Genomic DNA, 25,038 nt, shown 5'->3' with positions numbered 1-25,038 from the left:
CATTCGATTGGTACTTTCCTTTTTTTATTCTCTAACAAATAAGAACTAATATAAATTGAAAGTAATAAGTGATATGATATAAGTAATAGAATTTAGAGAGGAGATTCATAATGTCTCAAGAGAAGAAAGTTTTTAAAACTGAATGGGCTGGCAGATCATTAACAATTGAAACAGGACAGTTAGCCAAACAAGCTAATGGTGCTGTTTTAGTTCGTTATGGTGATACAGTTGTATTATCAACTGCAACTGCTTCTAAAGAGCCACGTGATGGTGACTTTTTCCCATTAACAGTTAATTATGAAGAAAAAATGTATGCTGCAGGTAAAATTCCTGGAGGATTTAAAAAGAGAGAAGGACGTCCAGGTGATGATGCAACTTTAACTGCACGTTTAATTGATAGACCAATTCGTCCATTATTCCCTAAAGGTTACAAACATGATGTGCAAATTATGAACATTGTACTTAGTGCAGACCCAGATTGCTCACCTGAAATGGCTGCAATGATAGGTTCATCTATGGCATTAAGTGTTTCTGATATTCCATTCCAAGGACCAATCGCTGGTGTAAATGTGGGTTATGTTGACGGAAAATATGTTATCAATCCAACTGTTGCAGAGAAAGAAGTATCACGTTTAGACCTAGAAGTTGCAGGTCATAAAGACGCTGTTAACATGGTTGAAGCGGGTGCTAGCGAAATTACTGAAAGCGAAATGCTTGAGGCAATCTTCTTTGGTCATGATGAAATTAAACGCTTAGTTGCATTTCAACAAGAAATTATTGACCATATTCAACCTGAAAAACAAGAATTTATTCCAATTGAAAGAGATGAAGCACTTGTTGAAAAGGTTAAATCTTTAACAGAAGAAAAAGGTTTAAAAGATACTGTATTAACATTTGATAAACAACAACGTGACATTAATTTAGATGCATTAAAAGAAGACATTGCTGCTGAATTTATCGATGAAGAAGATCCTGATAACGAAACTTTAATTAAAGAAGTTTATGCAATCTTAAATGATTTGGTTAAAGAAGAAGTAAGACGTTTAATCGCAGACGAAAAAATTCGTCCTGATGGTCGTAAACCTGACGAAATTCGTCCATTAGAATCTGAAGTTGGTCTCTTACCAAGAGCACATGGATCAGGTTTATTCACTCGTGGTCAAACACAAGCATTATCTGTATTAACATTAGGTGCTTTAGGAGATTATCAATTAATTGATGGCCTAGGACCAGAAGAAGAAAAACGTTTTATGCATCACTATAATTTCCCTAACTTCTCAGTTGGTGAAACGGGTCCAGTAAGAGCACCAGGACGTCGTGAAATTGGTCACGGTGCATTAGGTGAAAGAGCACTTAAGCACATCATACCTGATACTTCTGATTTCCCTTATACAGTAAGAATCGTAAGTGAAGTATTAGAATCTAATGGTTCATCTTCACAAGCGTCTATTTGTGGTTCAACATTAGCTTTAATGGATGCAGGTGTGCCAATTAAAGCACCAGTTGCCGGTATCGCTATGGGACTTGTTACTCGTGAAGATAGTTATACTATTTTAACGGATATTCAAGGTATGGAAGATGCTTTAGGTGACATGGACTTTAAAGTTGCAGGTACTAAAGAAGGTATTACTGCTATTCAAATGGACATTAAAATTGACGGTTTAACTCGTGAAGTGATTGAAGAAGCTTTAGAACAAGCACGTCAAGGTCGTTTAGCTATTATGGATCATATGTTACAAACTATTGATCAACCTAGAAATGAACTAAGTGCCTATGCACCTAAAGTTGTTACAATGAATATTAACCCATCAAAAATTAGAGATGTCATTGGACCAGGCGGTAAAAAAATCAATGAAATTATTGATGAAACAGGCGTTAAACTTGATATCGAACAAGACGGTCAAATATTTATTGGTGCAGTAGATCAAGAAATGATTAATCGTGCACGTGAAATAATTGAAGAAATTACTCGTGAAGCTGAAGTTGGTCAAGTATACAATGCTAAAGTTAAACGTATTGAAAAATACGGCGCTTTCGTTGAATTATTCCCAGGTAAAGATGCGTTATTACACATCTCACAAATTTCTACTGAACGTATTAATAAAGTAGAAGACGTGTTGAAAATTGGAGACACAATTGAAGTTAAAGTAACTGAAATTGACAAACAAGGTCGTGTCAACGCTTCACATAAAGCTATAAATGAAAAATAATATTGTTTAAATGATTGGAATCTTTATAAAGGGTTCCAATCTTTTTATATTTCGCTAACCTTTTATATTAAAGCAGTGATGACATTGATTAATAGTGTACATCAAGCCCATTTTAACTTATAATAAATGGTGAGTTTATATATGGACGGGGATAAAATATAGGAGGTAACATTTTGAGTTTAATAAAGAAAAAAAATAAAGACATTCGCATCATACCACTTGGTGGTGTAGGAGAAATTGCGAAAAATATGTATATCGTTGAAGTAGACGATGAGATGTTTATGCTTGATGCTGGTTTAATGTTTCCAGAAGATGAAATGTTAGGCGTAGATATCGTAATTCCAGACATTCAATATGTCATTGAAAATAAAGAAAAATTAAAAGGCATTTTCCTAACACATGGACATGAACATGCAATGGGTGCCGTAAGTTATATATTAGAACAAGTTGATGCTCCTGTTTACGGGTCTAAATTAACAATTGCCCTTGTTAAAGAGAGTATGAAATCACGTAATATTAATAAAAAAGTTCGTTACTATTCAGTTAACCATGAATCAGTTATGCGTTTTAAAAATGTGAATATTAGTTTCTTTAATACAACACATAGTATCCCCGATAGTTTAGGTATCTGTATTCACACATCTTATGGTTCAATTGTATACACAGGTGAATTCAAATTTGATCAAAGTTTAAGTGGACAATACTCACCAGACTTTAAACGTATGGCTGAAATTGGAGAAGAAGGAGTCTTTGCTTTAATCAGTGACTCTACTGAAGCTGAAAAACCAGGATACAATACACCTGAAAACGTGATTGAACATCACATGTACGATGCATTTGCTAAAGTAAATGGACGTCTTATTGTATCATGCTATGCTTCAAACTTTATAAGAATACAACAAGTATTAAATATTGCGAGCCAATTAAATCGTAAAGTATCTTTCTTAGGACGTTCACTAGAAAGTTCATTTAATATTGCACGTAAAATGGGTTATTTTGATATTCCGAAAGATTTACTTATTCCAATTAGCGAAGTAGAAAATTATCCTAAAAATGAAGTCATTATTATTGCAACAGGTATGCAAGGTGAACCTGTAGAAGCATTAAGTCAAATGGCTCAACAAAAACATAAAATTATGAACATCGAAAAAGGTGATTCAGTATTTTTAGCAATTACAGCATCAGCTAATATGGAAGTTATTATCGCTAATACATTAAATGAATTAGTACGTGCAGGTGCACATATTATTCCTAATAATAAAAAGATTCATGCATCAAGTCATGGATGTATGGAAGAACTAAAAATGATGATTAATATTATGAAACCAGAATACTTTATACCTGTTCAAGGTGAATTTAAAATGCAAATTGCGCATGCTAAATTAGCAGCTGAAGCAGGTGTTGCACCTGAAAAGATTTTCCTTGTTGAAAAAGGTGATGTTATTAATTATGACGGTACAAATATGGTATTAAATGAAAAAGTACCTTCAGGTAATATATTAATCGATGGTATCGGCGTCGGTGATGTAGGTAATATTGTATTAAGAGATCGCCATTTATTAGCTGAAGACGGAATCTTTATTGCAGTAGTTACACTTGATCCTAAAAATCGCAGAATTGCAGCGGGACCTGAAATACAATCAAGAGGTTTTGTTTACGTTAGAGAAAGCGAAGACTTATTAAAAGAAGCTGAAGAAAAAGTACGTGAAATCGTTGAAGCAGGATTACAAGAAAAACGTATTGAATGGTCAGATATTAAACAAAATATGAGAGACAAAATTAGCAAATTACTTTTCGAAAGTACTAAACGTCGTCCAATGATTATTCCAGTCATTTCAGAAATATAATCATTATAAATATAATTTAAAGAGGTTGGGACATACTCACATTGTTTTTAGTCATTTGAAATATATGACTTTGAACTTCAATAGACTATTGTAAGTATAAGGAATGATTCGAATACATTCTTTATTTTACGAAATGTTTCTATTATGAGTGTAAGTGTCCTTGCCTCTTTCATCTTATTAAAAAAGCCTTAAATTATTGGCACAAAAGTTATTTATTATACATATGAAAGATTATAAAAAGAAGGTGTACCAATTTGCCACAAGCAAAGAAAAAATCGCCGACAAAGAAAAAAACAAATACAACTAGAAAGAAAACAACCACAAAGAAAAAGCAAACTGAGAGTCCATTAAGATATATTATTGCTATCGTTGTGGTTATTTTAATCATTTTAGGTGCTTTTCAATTAGGCATCATAGGACGAATGATTGATAGTTTCTTTAATTATTTTGTCGGAATGAGTCGATATTTAACATATATTTTAATTTTATTAGCAACAGGTTTTATCACATATTCTAAGAAAATACCTAAAACAAGAAGAACAGTAGGTTCAATTACATTACAATTTGCATTACTATTTATAGCTCAGCTATATTATCACTTTAGTAAAGGTATCGTTTCTGAAAGAGAACCAGTATTGTCTTATGTTTATAAATCATATGAACATAATCATTTTCCAAATTTTGGTGGCGGATTGATTGGCTATTATTTACTAGAAATTTGTATTCCGCTCATTTCTATTGTCGGTGTTATCATTATTACGATTTTACTTTTAGCATCAAGCATTATTTTGCTATTAAACTTAAGACATCGTGATGTATCTAAAAAAATATTAGAAGGTATAAAAACTACTACAGTATCAGCTTCTCAAAATTTAAAAGAAAACCGACAAAATAATAAATCTAAAAAAGAAGAAAAAGCCAAAAATAAAGCAGAAAGAATCGAAAAGCGCCATCGTTCACAAGAAAATGATGTAGTAAAAGACGTTACAGATTTACCAGAAGTACAACAAGACAGTGATATACCTATATATGGTCATAGTGATTCTGAGAAAGAGACAGTACAACCAAAACGTAAAAAACGATTATTTGATCATGAAGCAAATGACAATACACCAAGCAATAAAGAACAACAGACGAATAATGATCGTTCTGAAATAGAACATCAAACTCAATCAACAAATAATGAAAATGATGATAGCCAAAATGAAAATTCTATTTCTGAAGCTGGAGAAGAAATGAATGTTTCTTATGTAGTACCGCCATTATCATTATTAAAGCAACCAGCTCAGAAACAATCAACGTCAAAAGCAGAAGTTAAACGTAAAGGTCAAGTTTTAGAATCTACAATGAAAAACTTCGGTGTTGATGCAAAAGTTACTCAAATTAAAATCGGACCAGCCGTTACACAATATGAAGTTCAACCAGCACAAGGAGTGAAAGTAAATAAAATCGTTAATTTGCATAATGATATTGCTTTAGCTTTAGCTGCAAAGGATGTACGTATTGAAGCACCTATACCAGGACGTTCAGCTGTAGGTATTGAAGTGCCAAATGATAAGATCTCTTTAGTTGCATTGAAAGAAGTATTAGAAGAAAAATTCCCTTCTAATGATAAATTAGAAGTCGGATTGGGTAGAGATATCTCAGGAGATCCAATTACTATTCAATTAAACGAAATGCCCCATTTATTAGTTGCGGGTTCTACCGGAAGTGGTAAGTCTGTTTGCATTAATGGAATAATTACTAGTTTGTTATTAAATGCTAAGCCACATGAAGTTAAACTTATGTTGATTGATCCTAAAATGGTAGAATTAAATGTGTACAATGGTATTCCGCATTTATTAATACCAGTTGTAACTAACCCACATAAAGCGGCACAAGCTTTAGAAAAGATTGTAGCGGAAATGGAAAGACGTTATGATTTATTCCAACATTCTTCTACAAGAAATATAGAAGGATATAATCAATATATTAGAAATCAAAATAAAGAATTAGATGAAAAACAAGCAGAATTACCTTATATTGTTGTAATTGTAGATGAATTAGCTGATTTAATGATGGTTGCTGGTAAAGAAGTAGAAAATGCTATTCAACGTATCACCCAAATGGCACGTGCAGCAGGTATTCATTTAATTGTTGCTACACAAAGACCGTCCGTAGATGTTATTACTGGTATAATTAAAAATAATATTCCATCAAGAATTGCCTTTGCTGTAAGTTCACAAACAGACTCAAGAACGATTATAGGTTCTGGAGGAGCTGAAAAATTACTAGGTAAAGGTGATATGCTATACGTTGGAAATGGTGATTCAACTAAAACAAGAATACAGGGTGCATTCTTAAGTGACCAAGAAGTACAGGATGTAGTCAACTATGTAGTGGAACAACAACAAGCTAATTATGTTAAAGAAATGGAACCTGATGCACCAGTAGATAAGTCAGAAATGAAAAGTGAAGATGCGTTATATGATGAAGCCTACTTATTTGTTATAGAAAAACAAAAAGCAAGTACATCTTTATTACAAAGACAGTTTAGAATTGGGTATAACCGAGCATCAAGACTCATGGATGATCTTGAGAGAAATCAAGTTATAGGTCCTCAAAAGGGAAGTAAACCAAGACAAATTTTAGTTGATATTGATAAAGATGAGGTGTAATTATGTCGGAAATGAATGCTAAATATAGAGTAAAACAATACATTTTAAATAAAATTAAATCTGGAGAGTTAGAGTATGGAAGTAAATTACCAAGTAATTTATCAATTGCTCGTGAACTTCAAATAAAAACAGATGATGTTTATGATGGGATAAATGAACTTATCACTGAACAAGTGATAGTTGATAATTTTGAAGAGGGTACAAGTGTGAAATCACTGCCCCCTTTCTTTTATCCCTTAAATGAATTGATTAGTATAACTGAAATGATTAAAAGTGCTGGTTTTAAATCTGGGACTGAATATTTAAATTTTGATGAACAACCAGCAACCATTTTAGATGCTAAACGTTTAGGAATTGGCGAAAAACAACCAGTTACTATTATAGAAAGATTAAAAACTGCCAATCACCAACCGGTTGTGTATTGTTTAGATAAAATTGCGAAGGACTATTTAACATGTACGGGTTACCAAGAAAGTAATGGTTCAATGTTAAATGCAATTAAAGATGCAACAGGTCATATAGTAACTTATGCAGAAACTGATTTAGAAGCGGTTAATTATGAACCTCATATATCAGAATTACTTAATGCCTCACCACATGAAGGATTAATGTTACTCAAAGTAACACATTATGATGAAGAAAAGAATCCGATTTTATATTCTTTAAATTATATGAAAAGTAGTTTAGTGAAATTTAGAATTACAAAAGAAAAATAATGATAAAGTCATTGGAGGTAAAGTAGTTGCATAAAGAAAAGCAAAATAATAAAAATAGACATATTCATGTGATGCCAACTGAAAAATTTAAAACTACAACGATAACATTTAAATTTATGGCACCACTTGATTATGAAACAATTACTGAACGATCAGTGCTTAGTAAAGTACTAGTAAGAGCTTCTCAAAAGTGGCAAGACGATAAGGCTTTGAATCGTCGATTGTCTGAACTTTATGGCGCTTATGTGAATAGTTTTGTTTCTAAATTTAAAGATAAACATGTTATTACAATTTCCCTTGAAATCGTAAATGAACGCTATCTCAAAGACCAAACCCCACTATTTGAACAAGGGTTAGATTTATTAAATGAATTAATATGGAATCCATTAATACATAATCAACAATTTGACGAAAAATTTGTTAAACAAGAAAAATCACTACTTAGTAAAAAAATAGAAGCTATGATTGATAATAAAGCGCAATATTCATTCTTAAAATTGTTAGAAAATATGTTTGAAAATGAAGCTTATCGATATTTAGCGACAGGTCAAATTGAACAAATATCTAAAGTGACTCCAAATTCCTTATATAATACATATCAATCAATGATTCAAAATGATTATTGTGCTGTTTATGTTGTAGGTAATGTTAATCAACAACAAGTTATTGACCAAATCAATACTAAATTTAATATTGAGCCATTTATTTTTGAGACAACTTCAAATGATAATAAACAATTAGAAAATGCTAGCAACATACCGAATCCAATTGTTGAGACTGATGATGTTGATCAAGCAAAGCTAAATTTAGGATATCGTTTCCCAACGCATTATGGTAAAAATAATTACTATGCTTTTATAGTGTTTAATATTATGTTTGGCGGAGATCCTTCATCTGTACTATTTAACGAGGTACGTGAAAGACAAAGTTTAGCTTATTCTATTCATTCACAAATTGATGGTAAAAATGGTTATCTATTTGTGCTTAGTGGTGTATCAGCAGATAAATATGAAGTTGCTAAACAAACAATTTTAGAAGAGTTCGATAAATTTAAAAAAGGTGAATTTGAAGAAGGTAAAATTGAATTAGCTAAAAAAATCATTACGTCCCAAAGACACGAATCTTCAGATAGACCCAAAAGTATTATAGAAATATTACATAATCAGATTCTGTTAGATGAACCACAAACTGACGAAGACTTTTTGAATAACATAAATCAAGTTACTAAGAAAGATATCGTAGATCTTGTAAATGAAGCAGTTTTAGATTCGATTTATGTATTAACGAAAGGGGGAAATGAGTAGTGAAACAACATTACTATGAGGTCATAGATGAAAAAGTTTATGAACATGAATTACAAAATGGCTTACGTTTATTTGTCATTCCTAAACCTGGATTTCAAAAAACATTTGTAACGTATACTACTCAATTTGGCTCACTAGATAGTCGTTTTAAACCTCTTGGCCAGAATGAATTTGTGACAGTCCCTGATGGCGTAGCACATTTTTTAGAACATAAATTGTTTGAAAAAGAAGAGGAAGATTTATTTACTGCTTTTGCTGAAGAAAATGCACAAGCGAATGCATTTACAAGTTTTGATCGTACAAGTTACTTATTTAGTGCTACTGATCACTTAGAAAATAATATTAAACGATTACTGACTATGGTTGAGACGCCTTATTTTACAAAAGAAACTGTAGATAAAGAAAAAGGTATTATTGCAGAAGAAATCAAAATGTATCAAGAACAACCTGGCTATAAATTAATGTTTAATACATTAAGAGCGATGTATACAAATCATCCAATTAGAGTGGATATTGCGGGTAGTGTTGAAAGTATTTATGACATTACTAAAGATGACTTATATTTATGTTATGAAACATTCTACCACCCATCTAATATGGTACTTTTTGTTGTAGGTGACGTAGATCCAGAATATATTGTTGATATTGTAGAGGAACATGAAAATCAGCGAAATAAAACAAATCAACCTGAAATCGAACGTGCTAAAATTGATGAACCTCAATCTGTGAATCAACATTTTGTAACTGAAGAAATGAAACTACAATCCCCTAAATTGATGCTTGGATTTAAAAATCAACCATTAGAAGAATCTCCTGAAAAATATGTACAACGTGATTTAGAAATGACATTTTTCTATGAACTTATTTTTGGAGAAGAGACTGAATTTTATCAAGAATTACTTAATAATGATTTAATTGATGAAACATTTGGATATCAATTTGTTTTAGAACCGACGTATAGTTTTTCTATAATTACAAGTGCCACAACTAATCCAGATCAATTAAAACAATTGCTTTTAAATCAATTGAAACAAAATCAAGGTAATCTCTCAGATATTGAAGCTTTTGAATTACTGAAAAAACAATTTATCGGCGAATTTATTTCGAGTCTTAATTCTCCTGAGTACATTGCGAATCAATACGCAAAGCTATACTTTGAAGGAGTTAGTGTCTTTGATATGTTAGATATTGTTGAAAATATTACGCTTGAAAGTGTCAACGAGACATCACAACTATATTTAAATTTAGATGAAATCGTTGATAGTCGCTTGGAGATTAAACCATAATGAGAGCTCTAGTATTAGGTGGTTCAGGTTCAATAGGAACAGCAATTGTTGAACAATTATTAATTGATGGATATGAAGTCGATCTACAATTTAACACGTCCGATGAGACCCAATTAAAGGCACAGTATCAAAATAAAAAAGTTAATTTAATTCAATGCGATTTATCAGGTAATGTTAATTTAGACCATTTATTTGGGCATATTCAGCAACTTGATTGTATTATTTATGCTGCAGGAAATGCATTATACGGTATGCTTCAAGACATGACTGATGAACAAATTGACATGACTTATCAGATTCACGTCCACCAACTCATCAGAATAAGTCGTTATTTTGTAGATACATTGAGACAAAGTGAAAATGGAAGAATCATTGTTATTTCTTCAATTTGGGGAGAAACTGGTGCGAGTATGGAAACAATTTATGCGACAATGAAAAGTGCTCAGCTAGGGTTCGTAAAATCATTAAGTCAAGAATTATCACAAACATCAGTGACTGTTAATGCAATTACGCCAGGTTTTGTATCAGGTAATATGAGTGACAAATGGTCTGAAGATGAACTCAACCAAATTTTAGATGAACTTCCTCAACACCGTATGATTGCACCTAATGAAATAGCTTATGCTTGTTCATATTTATATCATCCTATGGCTAAAAGTATTACTGGCACCATTCAAAAAGTTAACGGTGGTTGGTATTTGTAATAACTACTTGTAAGCTCCAAATTTTTGCATGAACTTTGTAGTACATGATATTGAATTCGATGTTATAATGTGAGTATTATTAATCAAAGTATAGTCTATTTTATAGTTGTGTTTAAACAAGGGGTGGATTCTCGTGTCAGTGGCTGAGAGAAGAAAAGAATGGTATCTAGAATACGAAATTACAATGAATCGTGCTGGTTTGCTAGGAGACGTTTCGAGTTTATTAGGGATGTTAGGCATTAGTATCGTTACTATTAATGGCGTTGATCAAGGTAAACGTGGATTATTAATTAAAACTGATAAATTAGAAAAATTTCAACGATTCGAACAAATCGTTAAAGAAATTAATGAAATCGATATAACTAAATTACGTGTACCTGAATTGCGAGACAGATTAGCTGTTAGACACGGTCGTTATATCGAACAGGATGCCGATGATAAAAAGACATTTCGTTTTGAACGTGAAGATTTAGGTTTACTTGTTGACTTCTTAGCAGAATTATTCAAAGAAGAAGGACATAAATTAATCGGAATTCGTGGTATGCCACGAGTTGGTAAAACGGAATCAATCGTTGCAGGTAGTGTTTGTGCCCATAAACGATGGTTATTTATCAGCTCAACATTAATTAAACAAACAGTTAGAAGTTCATTAATTAAAGGCGAATATGATTCGAACCATGTTTATATTATAGACGGAGCAGTTACAGCTCGAGAATCTAATACGAAACACCAAGATTTAGTTAGAGAGATAATAACACTTCCTTCAGTGAAAGTAGTGGAGCATCCAGATTTATTTGTTGAATCATGTGACTATAGCATGGATGATTTTGACTATATTATTGAATTACGTGAAAATAAAGATCAGGAAATTCAATATGAAGAAATGAAGAAACAAACAGCTCAAACTAAAAGTAAAAATAATTTAGATTTTGGTGATCCATTTGGTGGAGGATTTGGATTTTTTGAATAGGATTTAAGGAGGCATATTTTTGAAAACGATAGGCGAAGTATTAAAAGGTAGACGTGAAAGATTAGGAATGACTCTTAATGAATTGGAGCAACGAACGCAACTTAAACGTCATACACTAGAACAAATAGAAAACAATGAATTTAATCAATTACCTAATAGTAATTATGCTGAAGGTTTCATTCGAAAGTATGCCAATGTTGTTAATATTGAACCCAACCAACTAATCCAAGCACATCAAGATGAAATACCCCAACATCATATTCAATTAGACGACATGATAACTTCGTTCGCTAATAAAGAAGCGCCTCCTTATCGAAGTAAATCTATGGAACCATTGCAAGTTGCAGCTATTATTGTTTTAGTTACATTAGTAACATTAGCTTTATGGATTTTAGCAGTATTATTATTTTAAAGAAAAATGTATTAAGAAATGAGGTTGAAAAATGAATATACCGAATCAGATTACGGTATTCAGAGTTATACTTATACCAGTGTTTATCTTATTTGCTTTAGTTAATTTTGGTTTTGGGAAAATGTCATTTTTAGGCGGATATGATATAAAAATAGAACTATTTATCGGAGCAATTATTTTCATTATTGCATCATTAAGTGATTTTGCCGATGGATATTTAGCACGTAAATGGCAGTTAGTAACTAATATGGGTAAATTTTTAGATCCTTTAGCTGATAAATTATTAGTTGCTAGTGCATTGATTGTATTAGTTCAATTAGATTTAACTAACTCTGTTGTAGCAATTATAATAATTGCACGAGAATTTGCAGTTACAGGTCTTAGATTACTACAAATTGAACAAGGCTTTGTAAGTGCTGCAGGGCAACTAGGTAAAATTAAAACTGCAGTAACAATGGTTGCTATTATTTGGATTTTATTAGGTGATCCATTAGCAACTTGGATTGGTTTCCCAATTGGACAAGTTTTATTATATATCGGTGTATTCTTTACAATTCTTTCTGGTATTGAATACTTCTACAAAGGCAGAGATGTATTTAAACATTAAATAATTAACGAGTTGAAATGGTATCGTTTCAACTCGTTTTTTTATATTTTACAACAGATTCAGTATCTTGTTTGATGTGGAATCCTCATTCTTAGATTTTACTATTATAAACGTTTATAATAGTGATATTGCATACATTCGAGAATTAAAGGGGAGTAATGTGTTATGAATATTTCGATTATAGCTGTTGGATCAGAACTACTGTTAGGACAAATTGCAAATACTAATGGACAATATTTGTCTAAATTATTTAATGGTGTTGGAAAAAATGTTGTAGAACATACAGTTATTGGTGACAACCCAGAGCGTTTAGAATATATTATTCGTCAAGGTTTAGAACGTTTTGACATGCTTGTTCTGACAGGCGGCTTAGGACCTACAAAAGATGACTTAACGAAACATACAGTCGCAAAAGTTTTAAACAAAGATTTAGTTACTGATGAAGCCTCATTAGATTATATTAAAAGTTATTTTGAAGACCAAGGTCAAGAAATGACACCTAATAATAAACAGCAAGCATTAGTAATAGAAGATTCAATTGTTCTTCCTAATAGAAATGGAATGGCACCAGGTATGTTAGTTGAAAATGAAGGTAAAAGGGTAGTATTATTACCCGGACCGCCAAAAGAAATGAAACCTATGGCTAAAAATGAATTACTACCATATATTCTTGATGATGATAAAGTTATTTTTTCAGAACAACTTAAATTTGCTGGCATTGGCGAATCTAAAGTAGAAACAATCTTAATGGATTTAATTGATAAGCAAACAAATCCTACTATTGCGCCACTAGCTGGTTCTCATGAAGTATATATCAGATTAACAGCAAATGCTGAAACCCAACAGCAATGTCGAGATTTAATTCAACCAATAAAAGAAGAAGTATTAAATCGCATTGGCGAATATTATTATGGTTCAGACGATACAACATTAGAAGCGGCTGTAATGAATCACATGGATAGTACATTTTCAATTTATGATGGTGTTACCAATGGAGCGTTATATACACGTTTAAAAAATGAAGATACAGAAGATCAATTAAAAGGCGCATTACCAGATTCACCACAATTTGTTGATCATGAACTAGATATAAATGAACAATTATATATGACTGCTAAATATGTAAAAGATTTATTTAAAACAGAGAAGGGTATTACTTTATTGCATAATGAAAAAGATGTTTATTTGGGTATCCTCAATGATGATAAATTAGATATTGAATCATTTAAAATGTCTCAAAATAGAAATTTATTAAGAAGCAGAAGTCAAAATTATGCATTAATAAAATTATTAAAATGGCTAGAACAATAAAATTATATTAGTTTCAGTACTATTTTATAGTACGTTTGTTCGTTTTTGTTTGTGTGTTTTATAAAATAACACGAACAAATATTCGCAAATCGCTTGTAATTTTATTTAAAAGCTTGTATAGTATGAATTAAGATATTAAACAGAAAACATTCCCAATTTAGGAGGTCTCGCTTTGGATAACGAACGTCAAAAAGCTCTAGATACAGTAATAAAAAATATGGAAAAATCATTTGGTAAAGGTGCAGTAATGAAATTAGGCGATAATAAAGGCCGTAGAGTTTCAAGTACATCAAGTGGTTCAGTTACGTTAGATAACGCATTAGGAGTAGGTGGCTATCCTAAAGGAAGAATTATTGAGATATATGGTCCAGAAAGTTCTGGTAAAACAACAGTAGCATTACATGCTATTGCTGAAACACAAAAAAATGGCGGCGTTGCAGCATTTATTGATGCTGAACATGCTTTAGATCCTGTATACGCACAAGCATTAGGTGTGGATATTGATAATTTATATCTTTCACAACCTGACCACGGGGAACAAGGCCTTGAAATTGCAGAAGCTTTTGTTCGTAGTGGTGCAGTAGATATCGTTGTAGTCGATTCAGTAGCTGCATTAACACCTAAAGCTGAAATTGAAGGTGAAATGGGAGACACACACGTTGGTTTACAAGCTAGATTGATGTCACAAGCGTTACGTAAATTATCTGGTGCTATTTCTAAATCTAACACTACAGCAATTTTCATTAACCAGATTCGTGAAAAAGTTGGTGTTATGTTTGGTAACCCAGAAACAACTCCTGGTGGTAGAGCGTTAAAATTCTATAGCTCTGTTCGATTAGAAGTTCGTCGTGCTGAACAATTAAAACAAGGACAAGAAATTGTTGGTAATAGAACTAAGATTAAAGTAGTTAAAAATAAAGTTGCGCCACCATTTAGAGTTGCAGAAGTTGATATCATGTATGGTCAAGGTATCTCTAAAGAAGGAGAACTTATTGATCTTGGTGTTGAAAATGAAATTGTAGATAAATCTGGTGCATGGTATTCATACAATGGAGATAGAATGGGACAAGGTAAAGAAAATGTTAAATCCTACCTTAAAGAAAATCCACAAATTAAAGAAGAAATTGACCAAAAATTACGTCAAAAACTTGGAATTTTTGATGGCGACGTAGAAGAAAAAGAAGAAGAGGCGCCAAAGTCTTTATTTGATGAAGAATAAAATAAATTGGATTTTTCAAAAGCAGTTTCTATAGATATTATATAGAAACTGCTTTTTATTTATCATTAACTGAAAGAAATCAAAATAACATTTTGTAAAATAACAACTCAATTTCTTTATAATACTTATAAGTTAGCATTGATATCTTGACACTTCTGAGTGTAAAACCGTACAATTAGTATGTATGATTCTTATATAATTTCATATAATCATATTGATTTTGATATACAGAGCAAACCCTAGATAAAGGAGGTGTTTATGTGAATTTATTAGGCCTCCTACTCATTTTGCTGGGTATAATTCTAGGCGTTGTTGTAGGGTATGTTGTTGCCCGAAATTTATTGCATCAAAAGCAGGTTCAGGCTAGACAGACAGCCGATGATATTGTCAATCAAGCGCACAAAGAAGCCGACAACACTAAGAAAGAAAAATTGCTTGAGGCAAAAGAAGAAAATCAAATTTTACGAGAACAAACTGAAAATGAACTACGTGAAAGACGTGGTGAATTACAAAGACAAGAAACCCGACTTCTTCAAAAAGAAGAGAACTTAGAGCGTAAATCTGATCTATTAGATAAAAAAGATGAGATTTTAGAGCAAAAAGAATCAAAAATTGAAGAAAGACAACAACAAGTAGACGCAAAAGAGAGTAGTGTTCAAACATTAATAATGAAGCATGAACAAGAATTAGAACGCATCTCCGGTCTCACTCAAGAAGAAGCTGTAAATGAGCAACTTCAACGAGTAGAAGAAGAACTGTCACAAGATATTGCTATACTTGTTAAGGAAAAAGAAAGAGAAGCTAAAGAAAAAGTTGATAAAACAGCAAAAGAATTGCTAGCTACTACAGTACAAAGGTTAGCAGCAGATCATACAACTGAATCAACTGTATCAGTTGTAAACTTGCCAAATGATGAAATGAAAGGTCGAATAATCGGACGTGAAGGACGAAATATTCGTACACTTGAAACACTTACGGGCATCGATTTAATTATCGATGACACTCCAGAAGCTGTCATTTTATCTGGTTTTGACCCTATTAGACGAGAAATCGCTAGAACAGCATTAGTTAACTTAGTTTCTGATGGAAGAATTCATCCTGGTCGTATTGAAGATATGGTCGAAAAAGCTAGAAAAGAAGTAGACGATATTATTAGAGAAGCCGGTGAACAAGCTACATTCGAAATCAATGTTCATAACATGCATCCTGACTTAGTTAAAATACTTGGACGTTTAAATTATCGTACAAGTTATGGACAAAATGTGCTTAAACATTCTATTGAAGTAGCACATTTATCAGGAATGTTAGCAGCAGAACTTGGTGAAGATGTTACGTTAGCGAAACGTGCTGGATTACTTCATGATGTTGGTAAAGCTATCGATCACGAAGTTGAAGGTAGTCACGTTGAAATAGGTGTTGAATTAGCTAAAAAATATGGTGAAAATGAAACAATTATTAATGCTATTCATTCCCATCATGGTGATGTTGAACCAACATCAATTATCTCGATTTTAGTTGCAGCAGCTGACGCATTATCAGCCGCTCGTCCTGGCGCTCGAAAAGAGACATTAGAAAACTACATTCGTCGATTAGAGCGTTTAGAAACACTTTCAGAAAGTTATGATGGTGTTGAAAAAGCATTCGCAATTCAAGCAGGTAGAGAAATTCGTGTAGTAGTTTCACCTGAAGAAATAGATGATTTAAAATCATACCGATTGGCTAGAGATATTAAAACTCAAATTGAGGATGAATTACAATATCCAGGTCATATCAAAGTGACAGTTGTTCGAGAGACTAGAGCAGTAGAATATGCTAAATAAGTTAAACCCCTAATTACTCATTGTGTAGTTAGGGGTTTAGTTATTATCAAAATTTGTGATTATATAAAAAAACTGACGATTGATGTTAAATAAATCAATCGTCAGATATTCGTATAATCATAATGTTGTATTAAAAATTTTACTTCAATTGTAAATCTGTTTTCTTCAATTCTTGAATAATTTCAGCTGTGTCATAGCAATTAGTAGCGATATTAGCGTATCTTTCTGCTAAACGGTATGCATTGATGTATAATTTTAAACTTTCTTTAGCAATATCTTCTGCATCTTCTGATTTAGATGGGTTAGAACTTACTACTAATTCTGCAAACTTTTCAGGATCGATATTAATAGACATTTATTATTTACAACTCTTAAATATTTTATAAACATATACTAACATAATATATATTGATAAAAAAGCAAAGACAGTTAACATTCAGATAAATAATTTTACAAAGAGTACTTTAAATAAAGTGTTCTATCTATTAAACTTAATGATATGAGAGGATGAACAAGGCATGAGAATATTATTTATTGGGGATATTGTAGGTAAGATTGGCAGAAACGCAATAACTACATATTTACCTAAATTAAAACAAGAATATCGTCCTACTGTATCCATTGTAAATGCTGAAAATGCAGCACATGGTAAAGGACTAACTGAAAAGATATATAAGCAATTGCTTCGTGAGGGTGTCGATTTTATGACTATGGGTAACCATACTTATGGTCAACGTGAAATATACGAATTTATTGATGATGCTAAAAGAATGGTTAGACCGGCCAACTTTCCTGATGAAGCACCTGGAGTAGGGATGCGCTTTATTCAAATTAATGAAATAAAATTAGCTATAATTAATTTGCAAGGAAGAGCGTTCATGCAGGATATAGATGACCCTTTTAAAAAAGCTGACGCACTAATTGAAGAAGCTCAAAAAGTAACGCCATATATATTTGTTGATTTTCATGCTGAAACAACATCAGAAAAAAATGCAATGGGATGGTATTTAGATGGTAGAGTAAGTGCAGTAGTGGGTACACATACTCATATTCAAACATCTGATAACCGTATTTTACCAAGTGGAACAGGCTATATTACTGATGTAGGCATGACAGGTTTTTATGATGGTATATTAGGCATCAATAGAGATGAAGTGATAGAGCGCTTTATTACGAGTTTACCACAACGTCATGTTGTACCAGATAATGGACGCAGTGTTCTTTCTGGTGTTATCATTGATTTAGATAAAAATGGTAAAACAACAAATATTGAAAGAATATTAATTAATGACGATAATCCTATGAAATTATAAAGTAAATGTTTGTGACATTATAGTTACAAAAGACTATCGTCCATTAGTATGAAATTATAAACATGCCACTGTTTACATAGTAATACGGTGGTTATTTTTGTTATCATTTAATATGAATTAAAAACCACAGGAGGCTTATGATATGAAATCACAAATATCATGGAAAGTGGGCGGACAACAAGGTGAAGGAATTGAATCAACTGGAGAAATATTTGCTACTGCAATGAATAGAAAAGGCTATTTCTTATATGGTTATAGACACTTTTCTAGTCGTATAAAAGGTGGACATACTAATAATAAAATTAGAGTCTCTACTTCTCCAGTGCATGCTATTAGTGATGATTTAGATATACTTATCGCATTTGACCAAGAAACAATAGAAGTTAATCATCATGAAATGCGCGAAGATAGTATCATTATTGCTGATTCAAAAGCAAAACCAGTAAAACCTGATGATTGTCAGGCACAACTTATAGATTTACCGTTTACTAGTACTGCAAAAGAATTAGGAACTGCATTAATGAAGAACATGGTAGCGATTGGTGCTACATCTGCATTAATGAACCTAGATACATCTACATTTGAAGAATTAATTACAAACATGTTCACTAAAAAAGGTGACAAAGTTGTTGAAATGAATATACAAGCTTTAAATCAAGGTTATCAATTAATGAAAGAATATTTAGAAGATATTCAAGGCGATTTCGAACTTCAAGAAAGTAGTGAAAATCCTCATCTTTATATGATTGGTAATGACGCAATTGGATTAGGTGCAATTTCTGCTGGATCAAGATTTATGTCAGCTTATCCAATTACACCAGCTTCTGAAATTATGGAGTACATGATTGCTAATTTACCAAAAGTTGGCGGAACAGTTGTTCAAACTGAAGATGAAATTGCTGCCGCGACAATGTCTATCGGTGCTAATTATGCAGGTGTTCGTGGATTTACTGCAAGTGCTGGACCAGGATTATCTCTAATGATGGAATCAATTGGCTTATCTGGTATGACTGAAACACCGTTTGTTGTCATAAATACACAACGTGGAGGTCCTTCTACAGGTTTACCAACTAAACAAGAACAATCTGACTTAATGCAAATGATTTATGGTACTCATGGTGATATTCCAAAAATTGTAGTAGCCCCTACAGATGCGGAAGATGCATTTTATTTAACAATGGAAGCATTTAATTTAGCTGAGGAATATCAATGTCCAGTAATTATTTTAAGTGATTTACAATTATCATTAGGTAAACAAACAGTTAAAGAATTAGACTATGATAAAATCAAAATTAAACGTGGAGAATTAATTCAATCTGATATCGAACGTGAAGAAGATGACAAATCATATTTCAGAAGATATGCATTAACAGGAAGTGGCATTTCACCTAGACCAATACCTGGTACTAAAGGTGGTATTCACCATGTTACTGGTGTTGAACATAACGAAGAAGGTAAAACAAGCGAAGCTGCACAAAATCGTCAACAACAAATGGACAAACGTATGCGCAAAACTAAAAATCTTCTTATAGAAAAACCAGTAGACTATACTGAAAATCACGAACAAGCTGATATTTTATATATTGGTTTCATTTCAAGTAAAGGTGCTATCGAAGAAGGTGCACAACGATTAAATGATCAAAATATCGCTGTTAATACACTACAAATCAGACAATTACATCCATTCCCAACTGAAACGATTCAAAGTGCGATTGATAAAGCACAAAAAGTCGTTATTGCAGAACATAACTATCAAGGACAATTAGCAAATATTATTAAAATGAACGTGAATATTCAAAATAAATTAGTAAATCAAACTAAATATGATGGTACACCATTCTTACCACATGAAATAGTTGATAAAGGTATCGAAGTTGCAAAAGAAATAAAGGAGTTGGTCTAATTGGCTACATTTAAAGATTTTAGAAATAATGTTAAGCCAAACTGGTGCCCAGGTTGTGGTGATTTCTCTGTTAAAGCTGCTATACAAAAAGCAGCCGCAAATGTAGGGTTAGAACCAGAAGAAGTTGCACTTATTACAGGCATTGGTTGTTCAGGTAGATTATCAGGCTATATAAATGCCTATGGTGTACATGCCATACATGGTCGTGCTTTACCGTTAGCACAAGGCGTTAAAATGGCTAACAGAGATCTTACAGTTATTGCTTCTGGCGGTGACGGTGACGGTTATGCGATTGGTATGGGTCATACTATTCACGCCTTACGTAGAAATATGAACATGACTTATATCGTTATGGATAACCAAATATATGGTTTAACTAAAGGACAAACTTCACCGTCTTCAGCGGTTGGATTTGTGACTAAATCTACACCTAAAGGTAACATTGAAAAAAATGTAGCACCTTTAGAATTAGCATTATCTTCAGGAGCGACTTTTGTAGCACAAGGTTTTTCAAGTGATATTAAAGGATTAACAAAACTTATCGAAGATGCTATTAATCACGATGGATTTTCATTCGTAAATGTATTCTCACCATGTGTTACTTATAACAAAATTAATACTTATGATTGGTTCAAAGAAAATCTAACAAGTATTGATGACATTGAAAATTATGATACGACGGATAAACAATTAGCTATACAAACAGTTTTAGAACATGAATCTATGTTAAAAGGTATTGTTTATCAAGATACAGAAACACCTTCATATGAATCACAGATTGAAGAAATGGAAGGAACGCCATTAGCTAAGAAAGATATTCATATATCAGAAGACAAGTTTAATGAATTAACTAAACAATTTGTATAGAGAGGATAGCTGTCAATTCCATTAATAGAATGGTATTTGGCAGCTATTTTATTATTAGCTTATAAGCAAACAACATATTAATCTATAGAATTAAATTATAAATTTTCTGTAAATATACATTAAAATACTGTACATTGTGGAATAGATAATAAAGGTCATATAAGGAGAAGGTATATGGACAAATTTATTTCTATGAAAGAATTACAAGAAAATACAATAGAAGATAAAGATTGGCATATTGAAACTGAAGATAATAACAGTGACATTACAATATTAGCTATACACGGTGGAGGTATCGAACCTGCAACTAGTGAGCTTGCTTTTGTGACTGCACAAACCAACGAATATAACTATTTTACCTTTAAGGGAGATAGACGACATGGTAATAATGAGTTACATGTCACATCAATTCACTATGATAATGAAATAGCACAAGACTTAACTCAAAAAAGTCAACGCGCAATCTCATTACATGGTTGTACAGGCCAAGAATCAATCGTTTACATAGGCGGTAAAGATAAACAGTTAATTAAGTTAATAACTTCTGAATTAAAAGATATTGAAGTAGACGTTCAACATGCCCCGCATACGATGTCGGGTAAACAAAAGGAAAATATAGTTAATCAAACTCAAATACAAGCAGGAGTTCAACTTGAAATAACGCATGCATTAAGGAAACATTTTTTTAAAGATGGAAAATTAAATCGTAAAAGCAGAGAAGATCAAGATAATTGGGATGAATTTTTATATACATTTGCAAATGCTTTGGTAAAGGCAGTTGAAGGATTACATGATTAACTTAATAAAAATGTTAAACTAGTATTATAAATAAAGATAAGATGGGAGCTAAATTAAATGGTTGATACATTAATGAGTATTCAAATTATACCTAAAACACCAAATAATGAAGACGTCATTCCTTATGTAGATGAAGCAATTAAGATTATAGATCAATCGGGAATGCACTATCGTGTCGGACCACTTGAAACATCCGTACAAGGAGATATGAATGAATGTCTAATATTAATCCAAAATTTAAACCAACGTATGGTAGAATTAGAATGTCCTAGTATAATTAGTCAAGTTAAGTTTTATCATGTACCAGAAGGTATTGAAATTGAAACATTAACAGGAAAGTATGACGAAGCATAGATTTATGACAATTTTATAATCACTGTGATAATAATCTTACTTTTAGAATTAGATAGACTAAAGTAGAGGCTAAGGCATCAATGTTGTCTTAGCCTTATTCATTGTGAAGTAAATATTGATAAGACGCTTTTTGCACTTTGTGGTTAAATTTAATATAATGTAGAAATGATATATGGGCATATAGAAAGGATTTTTAATAGTGAATGAAGAGCAAAGAAAAGCTGGTTCGATAAATATTTTAGCAGAACGTGATCGTAAAGAAGAAAAGGATTATAGTAAATATTTTGAACAAGTGTATCAACCACCTAGTTTAAAAGAAGCTAAAAAACGTGGTAAACAAGAGATAAAATATAATCGAGACTTTCAAATTGATGAAAAATATCGAGACATGGGTAAAGGACGTTCATTTTTAATTAAAACGTATGGCTGTCAAATGAATGCACATGATACTGAAGTAATGGCGGGGATATTAGAAGCTTTAGGATATAGTGCAACATCAGATATTAACACAGCAGATATTATATTAATTAATACATGTGCGATTCGTGAAAATGCTGAAAATAAAGTATTTAGCGAAATTGGTAATTTAAAACATCTTAAGAAAGAACGACCAGATTGTTTAATAGGTGTATGTGGCTGTATGTCACAAGAAGAATCTGTTGTTAATAAAATTTTAAAATCATACCAAAATGTAGATATGATTTTTGGAACTCATAATATTCATAAACTACCAGAAATATTAGAAGAAGCTTATCTATCTAAAGCAATGGTTGTTGATGTATGGTCTAAAGAAGGAGATGTCATTGAAAATCTTCCTAAAGTTCGTGACGGTCATATTAAAGCATGGGTGAATATTATGTATGGTTGCGATAAATTCTGTACATATTGCATAGTACCTTTTACAAGAGGTAAAGAACGTAGCCGTAGACCAGAAGATATTATTGATGAAGTAAGAGAATTAGCTAGAGAAGGCTATCAAGAAATTACATTGTTAGGACAAAATGTTAATTCTTACGGAAAAGATATCGAGGGACTTGACTATGGATTAGGTGATTTATTAGAGGATATCTCAAAAATTGATATTCCTCGAGTAAGATTCACAACTAGTCATCCTTGGGACTTTACAGATCGCATGATTGAAGTGATTGCTAATGGAGGAAACATTGTACCTCATATTCATTTACCAGTACAATCAGGAAACAATGCTGTGCTAAAAATTATGGGAAGAAAATATACGAGAGAAAGTTATTTAGACTTAGTAAACCGTATTAAAGAAGCAATTCCTCAAATCGCATTAACGACTGATATCATTGTAGGTTATCCAAATGAAACTGAAGAACAGTTTGAAGAAACATTAACTTTATATGATGAAGTTGGATTCGAACATGCATACACATATCTATATTCTCAAAGAGACGGTACGCCTGCAGCTAAAATGAAAGATAATGTACCAACTGATGTAAAAAAAGAGAGACTTCAACGTTTAAACAAAAAAGTTGGAGAATACTCACAAAAAGCAATGAGTCAGTATGAGAACGAAATTGTGACGGTTTTATGTGAAGGATCAAGTAAAAAAGATGATACAGTTTTAGCAGGCTATACTGAAAAAAATAAACTTGTTAACTTTAAAGCACCAAAAGAAATGATTGGTAAATTAGTTGATGTTAAAATAGATGAAGCGAAACAATATTCATTAAATGGTACTTTCGTAGGAGAACATCAAAAAGAATTGGTGATGCAATAATAATGTATAATAAAGAGGACATACTATCGAATGCTGATCAACTTGCCCAAAAGATAAAAAATCTTGAAGTAATTAAAGACTATCAAACAATCGAAACACAAATTCACAATAATAAAACCATTGAAAAGAAAATGAACCGATTGAAAAAGCAACAAAAACAATCAGTAAACTTACAAAACTATGGTAAATCAACAGCATTTAATCAATCAGAGAACCAAATTCATCAGTTGGAAAACGAAATAAATGAATTACCAATAGTTGAAGAATTTCGTACATCTCAATATGAAGCCAATTATCTTCTACAAATGATGATTAAAACAATGGAAAACCGTTTGAATGAACATAATGAAAGTTATCATAACAAATAAATTGGATAAGGAGACAATGCATTGAATATTAGAAAACTTACAATAACAGCGCTATTAATAGCAATAAATGTCATTTTAAGCAGTATCATTGTCATCCCTCTTGGTCCAATCAAGGCAGCGCCTATGCAACATCTAGTAAACGTACTTTGCGCAGTGTTCGTAGGACCATGGTATGGACTTGCACAAGCTTTAATTTCTTCCATTTTACGTGTTACGTTTGGTACTGGAAGTGTATTTGCATTTCCGGGCAGTATGATAGGTGTATTCTTAGCTAGCCTCTTTTACATGTATCGTAAACATATATTTATGGCAGCAGTTGGAGAAGTTCTTGGAACAGGCATCATTGGAAGTTTAATATGTATTCCATTAGCATGGATACTTAATTTACAAAACTTCTTTGTTAAACCATTAATGACTGCATTTATCGTGTCTAGTATTATTGGTGCCGCAATTAGCTACGTGTTATTAATTATATTAAAAAAACGTGGTCTTTTAGATAGATTTCAAAAATAGCAATTAAGTACGTACAATACATAGTGAAACTGAAATGACTCAGTTCAATGTTTGTACGTACTTTTTTAATTATCAAATTAACTTCATAGGCTAGAATATATTCAATATGTTAAAA

22 protein-coding genes are annotated in these 25,038 nt (G+C 32.0%); 21 read left to right on the top strand and 1 reads right to left on the bottom strand.

Annotated elements, in window-relative coordinates; genetic code table 11:
* The first annotated feature begins 110 nt into the window (after window positions 1–110).
* The 13 genes from pnp (at window position 111) to rny (ending at window position 17,063) form a co-directional block, all read left to right on the top strand.
* Window positions 111–2,210, top strand: coding sequence for a polyribonucleotide nucleotidyltransferase (gene pnp / locus LFT63_RS02800; protein ID WP_029055437.1), 2,100 nt, complete (start codon window positions 111–113; stop codon window positions 2,208–2,210).
* 173 nt (window positions 2,211–2,383) lie between these two features.
* A complete protein-coding gene (rnjB, locus tag LFT63_RS02795) occupies window positions 2,384–4,057 on the top strand; it encodes a ribonuclease J2 (RefSeq protein WP_046466618.1) in 1,674 nt (557 codons plus the stop codon).
* A gap of 254 nt (window positions 4,058–4,311) precedes the next feature.
* The gene (locus tag LFT63_RS02790) at window positions 4,312–6,714 is read left to right on the top strand and encodes a DNA translocase FtsK (RefSeq protein WP_070451333.1); all 2,403 of its coding nucleotides are present in this window, start codon (window positions 4,312–4,314) and stop codon (window positions 6,712–6,714) included.
* 2 nt (window positions 6,715–6,716) lie between these two features.
* Window positions 6,717–7,430, top strand: a complete 714-nt coding sequence (locus LFT63_RS02785; RefSeq protein WP_017638358.1) for a GntR family transcriptional regulator — start codon at window positions 6,717–6,719, stop codon at window positions 7,428–7,430.
* A 26-nt stretch (window positions 7,431–7,456) separates the two neighbouring features.
* Window positions 7,457–8,734 carry an EF-P 5-aminopentanol modification-associated protein YfmF gene (gene yfmF / locus LFT63_RS02780; RefSeq protein WP_445684199.1) on the top strand — a complete coding sequence of 426 codons (1,278 nt, stop codon included), beginning with the start codon at window positions 7,457–7,459 and terminating at the stop codon, window positions 8,732–8,734.
* Window positions 8,734–10,020 (top strand): EF-P 5-aminopentanol modification-associated protein YfmH, encoded by a 1,287-nt coding sequence (gene yfmH, locus LFT63_RS02775; protein WP_029055432.1) that lies wholly within the window; start codon window positions 8,734–8,736, stop codon window positions 10,018–10,020. The genes yfmF and yfmH overlap by 1 nt, the downstream gene beginning before the upstream one ends.
* Window positions 10,020–10,724 (top strand): elongation factor P 5-aminopentanone reductase, encoded by a 705-nt coding sequence (gene ymfI / locus LFT63_RS02770; RefSeq protein WP_017638355.1) that lies wholly within the window; start codon window positions 10,020–10,022, stop codon window positions 10,722–10,724. Before yfmH ends, ymfI begins: the two co-directional genes overlap by 1 nt.
* Before the next feature lie 133 nt (window positions 10,725–10,857).
* Complete coding sequence (locus tag LFT63_RS02765) at window positions 10,858–11,694, top strand: YmfK family protein (RefSeq protein WP_340767852.1); 837 nt, start codon at window positions 10,858–10,860, stop codon at window positions 11,692–11,694.
* Window positions 11,695–11,713: 19 nt separating this feature from the next.
* On the top strand, window positions 11,714–12,106 hold the full coding sequence (locus tag LFT63_RS02760; RefSeq protein ID WP_017638353.1) for a helix-turn-helix domain-containing protein: 393 nt from the start codon (window positions 11,714–11,716) through the stop codon (window positions 12,104–12,106).
* 31 nt (window positions 12,107–12,137) lie between these two features.
* Window positions 12,138–12,713 (top strand): CDP-diacylglycerol--glycerol-3-phosphate 3-phosphatidyltransferase, encoded by a 576-nt coding sequence (pgsA, locus tag LFT63_RS02755; protein ID WP_017638352.1) that lies wholly within the window; start codon window positions 12,138–12,140, stop codon window positions 12,711–12,713.
* 165 nt (window positions 12,714–12,878) lie between these two features.
* The gene (locus LFT63_RS02750; protein WP_029055431.1) at window positions 12,879–14,024 is read left to right on the top strand and encodes a CinA family nicotinamide mononucleotide deamidase-related protein; all 1,146 of its coding nucleotides are present in this window, start codon (window positions 12,879–12,881) and stop codon (window positions 14,022–14,024) included.
* A 172-nt stretch (window positions 14,025–14,196) separates the two neighbouring features.
* The gene (gene recA / locus LFT63_RS02745) at window positions 14,197–15,243 is read left to right on the top strand and encodes a recombinase RecA (protein WP_017638350.1); all 1,047 of its coding nucleotides are present in this window, start codon (window positions 14,197–14,199) and stop codon (window positions 15,241–15,243) included.
* Between the two features lie 260 nt (window positions 15,244–15,503).
* Window positions 15,504–17,063: a ribonuclease Y gene (rny, locus tag LFT63_RS02740; RefSeq protein ID WP_017638349.1), complete on the top strand. Its 1,560-nt coding sequence runs from the start codon at window positions 15,504–15,506 to the stop codon at window positions 17,061–17,063.
* Window positions 17,064–17,202: 139 nt separating this feature from the next.
* Here the strand turns inward: rny and LFT63_RS02735 are convergent, their stop codons facing one another.
* Window positions 17,203–17,418, bottom strand: a complete 216-nt coding sequence (locus LFT63_RS02735) for a hypothetical protein (protein WP_017638348.1) — start codon at window positions 17,416–17,418, stop codon at window positions 17,203–17,205.
* 163 nt (window positions 17,419–17,581) lie between these two features.
* Here LFT63_RS02735 and LFT63_RS02730 point away from each other — a divergent pair, with 163 nt between their 5' ends.
* The 8 genes from LFT63_RS02730 to thiW all read left to right on the top strand — a co-directional run bounded on the left by LFT63_RS02730 (window position 17,582) and on the right by thiW (window position 24,923).
* Window positions 17,582–18,376: a TIGR00282 family metallophosphoesterase gene (locus LFT63_RS02730; protein ID WP_017638347.1), complete on the top strand. Its 795-nt coding sequence runs from the start codon at window positions 17,582–17,584 to the stop codon at window positions 18,374–18,376.
* A gap of 142 nt (window positions 18,377–18,518) precedes the next feature.
* Window positions 18,519–20,279 carry a 2-oxoacid:acceptor oxidoreductase subunit alpha gene (locus tag LFT63_RS02725; protein WP_340767848.1) on the top strand — a complete coding sequence of 587 codons (1,761 nt, stop codon included), beginning with the start codon at window positions 18,519–18,521 and terminating at the stop codon, window positions 20,277–20,279.
* Window positions 20,280–21,146, top strand: coding sequence for a 2-oxoacid:ferredoxin oxidoreductase subunit beta (locus tag LFT63_RS02720; RefSeq protein WP_340767847.1), 867 nt, complete (start codon window positions 20,280–20,282; stop codon window positions 21,144–21,146). It begins immediately after the preceding gene.
* Window positions 21,147–21,320: 174 nt separating this feature from the next.
* A complete protein-coding gene (locus LFT63_RS02715) occupies window positions 21,321–21,944 on the top strand; it encodes a poly-gamma-glutamate hydrolase family protein (RefSeq protein WP_017638344.1) in 624 nt (207 codons plus the stop codon).
* 57 nt (window positions 21,945–22,001) lie between these two features.
* Window positions 22,002–22,298, top strand: a complete 297-nt coding sequence (locus tag LFT63_RS02710) for a thiamine-binding protein (RefSeq protein WP_017638343.1) — start codon at window positions 22,002–22,004, stop codon at window positions 22,296–22,298.
* A gap of 199 nt (window positions 22,299–22,497) precedes the next feature.
* Window positions 22,498–24,042 carry a tRNA (N6-isopentenyl adenosine(37)-C2)-methylthiotransferase MiaB gene (gene miaB, locus LFT63_RS02705; RefSeq protein ID WP_017638342.1) on the top strand — a complete coding sequence of 515 codons (1,545 nt, stop codon included), beginning with the start codon at window positions 22,498–22,500 and terminating at the stop codon, window positions 24,040–24,042.
* Window positions 24,043–24,044: 2 nt separating this feature from the next.
* On the top strand, window positions 24,045–24,410 hold the full coding sequence (locus tag LFT63_RS02700; protein ID WP_017638341.1) for a RicAFT regulatory complex protein RicA family protein: 366 nt from the start codon (window positions 24,045–24,047) through the stop codon (window positions 24,408–24,410).
* A gap of 21 nt (window positions 24,411–24,431) precedes the next feature.
* Window positions 24,432–24,923 carry an energy coupling factor transporter S component ThiW gene (gene thiW / locus LFT63_RS02695; protein ID WP_017638340.1) on the top strand — a complete coding sequence of 164 codons (492 nt, stop codon included), beginning with the start codon at window positions 24,432–24,434 and terminating at the stop codon, window positions 24,921–24,923.
* Window positions 24,924–25,038 lie beyond the last annotated feature (115 nt).

The sequence above is a fragment of the Staphylococcus sp. FSL H8-0121 genome, assembly GCF_038008425.1.
GTDB lineage: Bacteria > Bacillota > Bacilli > Staphylococcales > Staphylococcaceae > Staphylococcus > Staphylococcus pasteuri.
The sequence above is the reverse complement of the archived record's forward strand: the minus strand, read 5'-3'. Positions and strand labels throughout refer to the sequence as shown.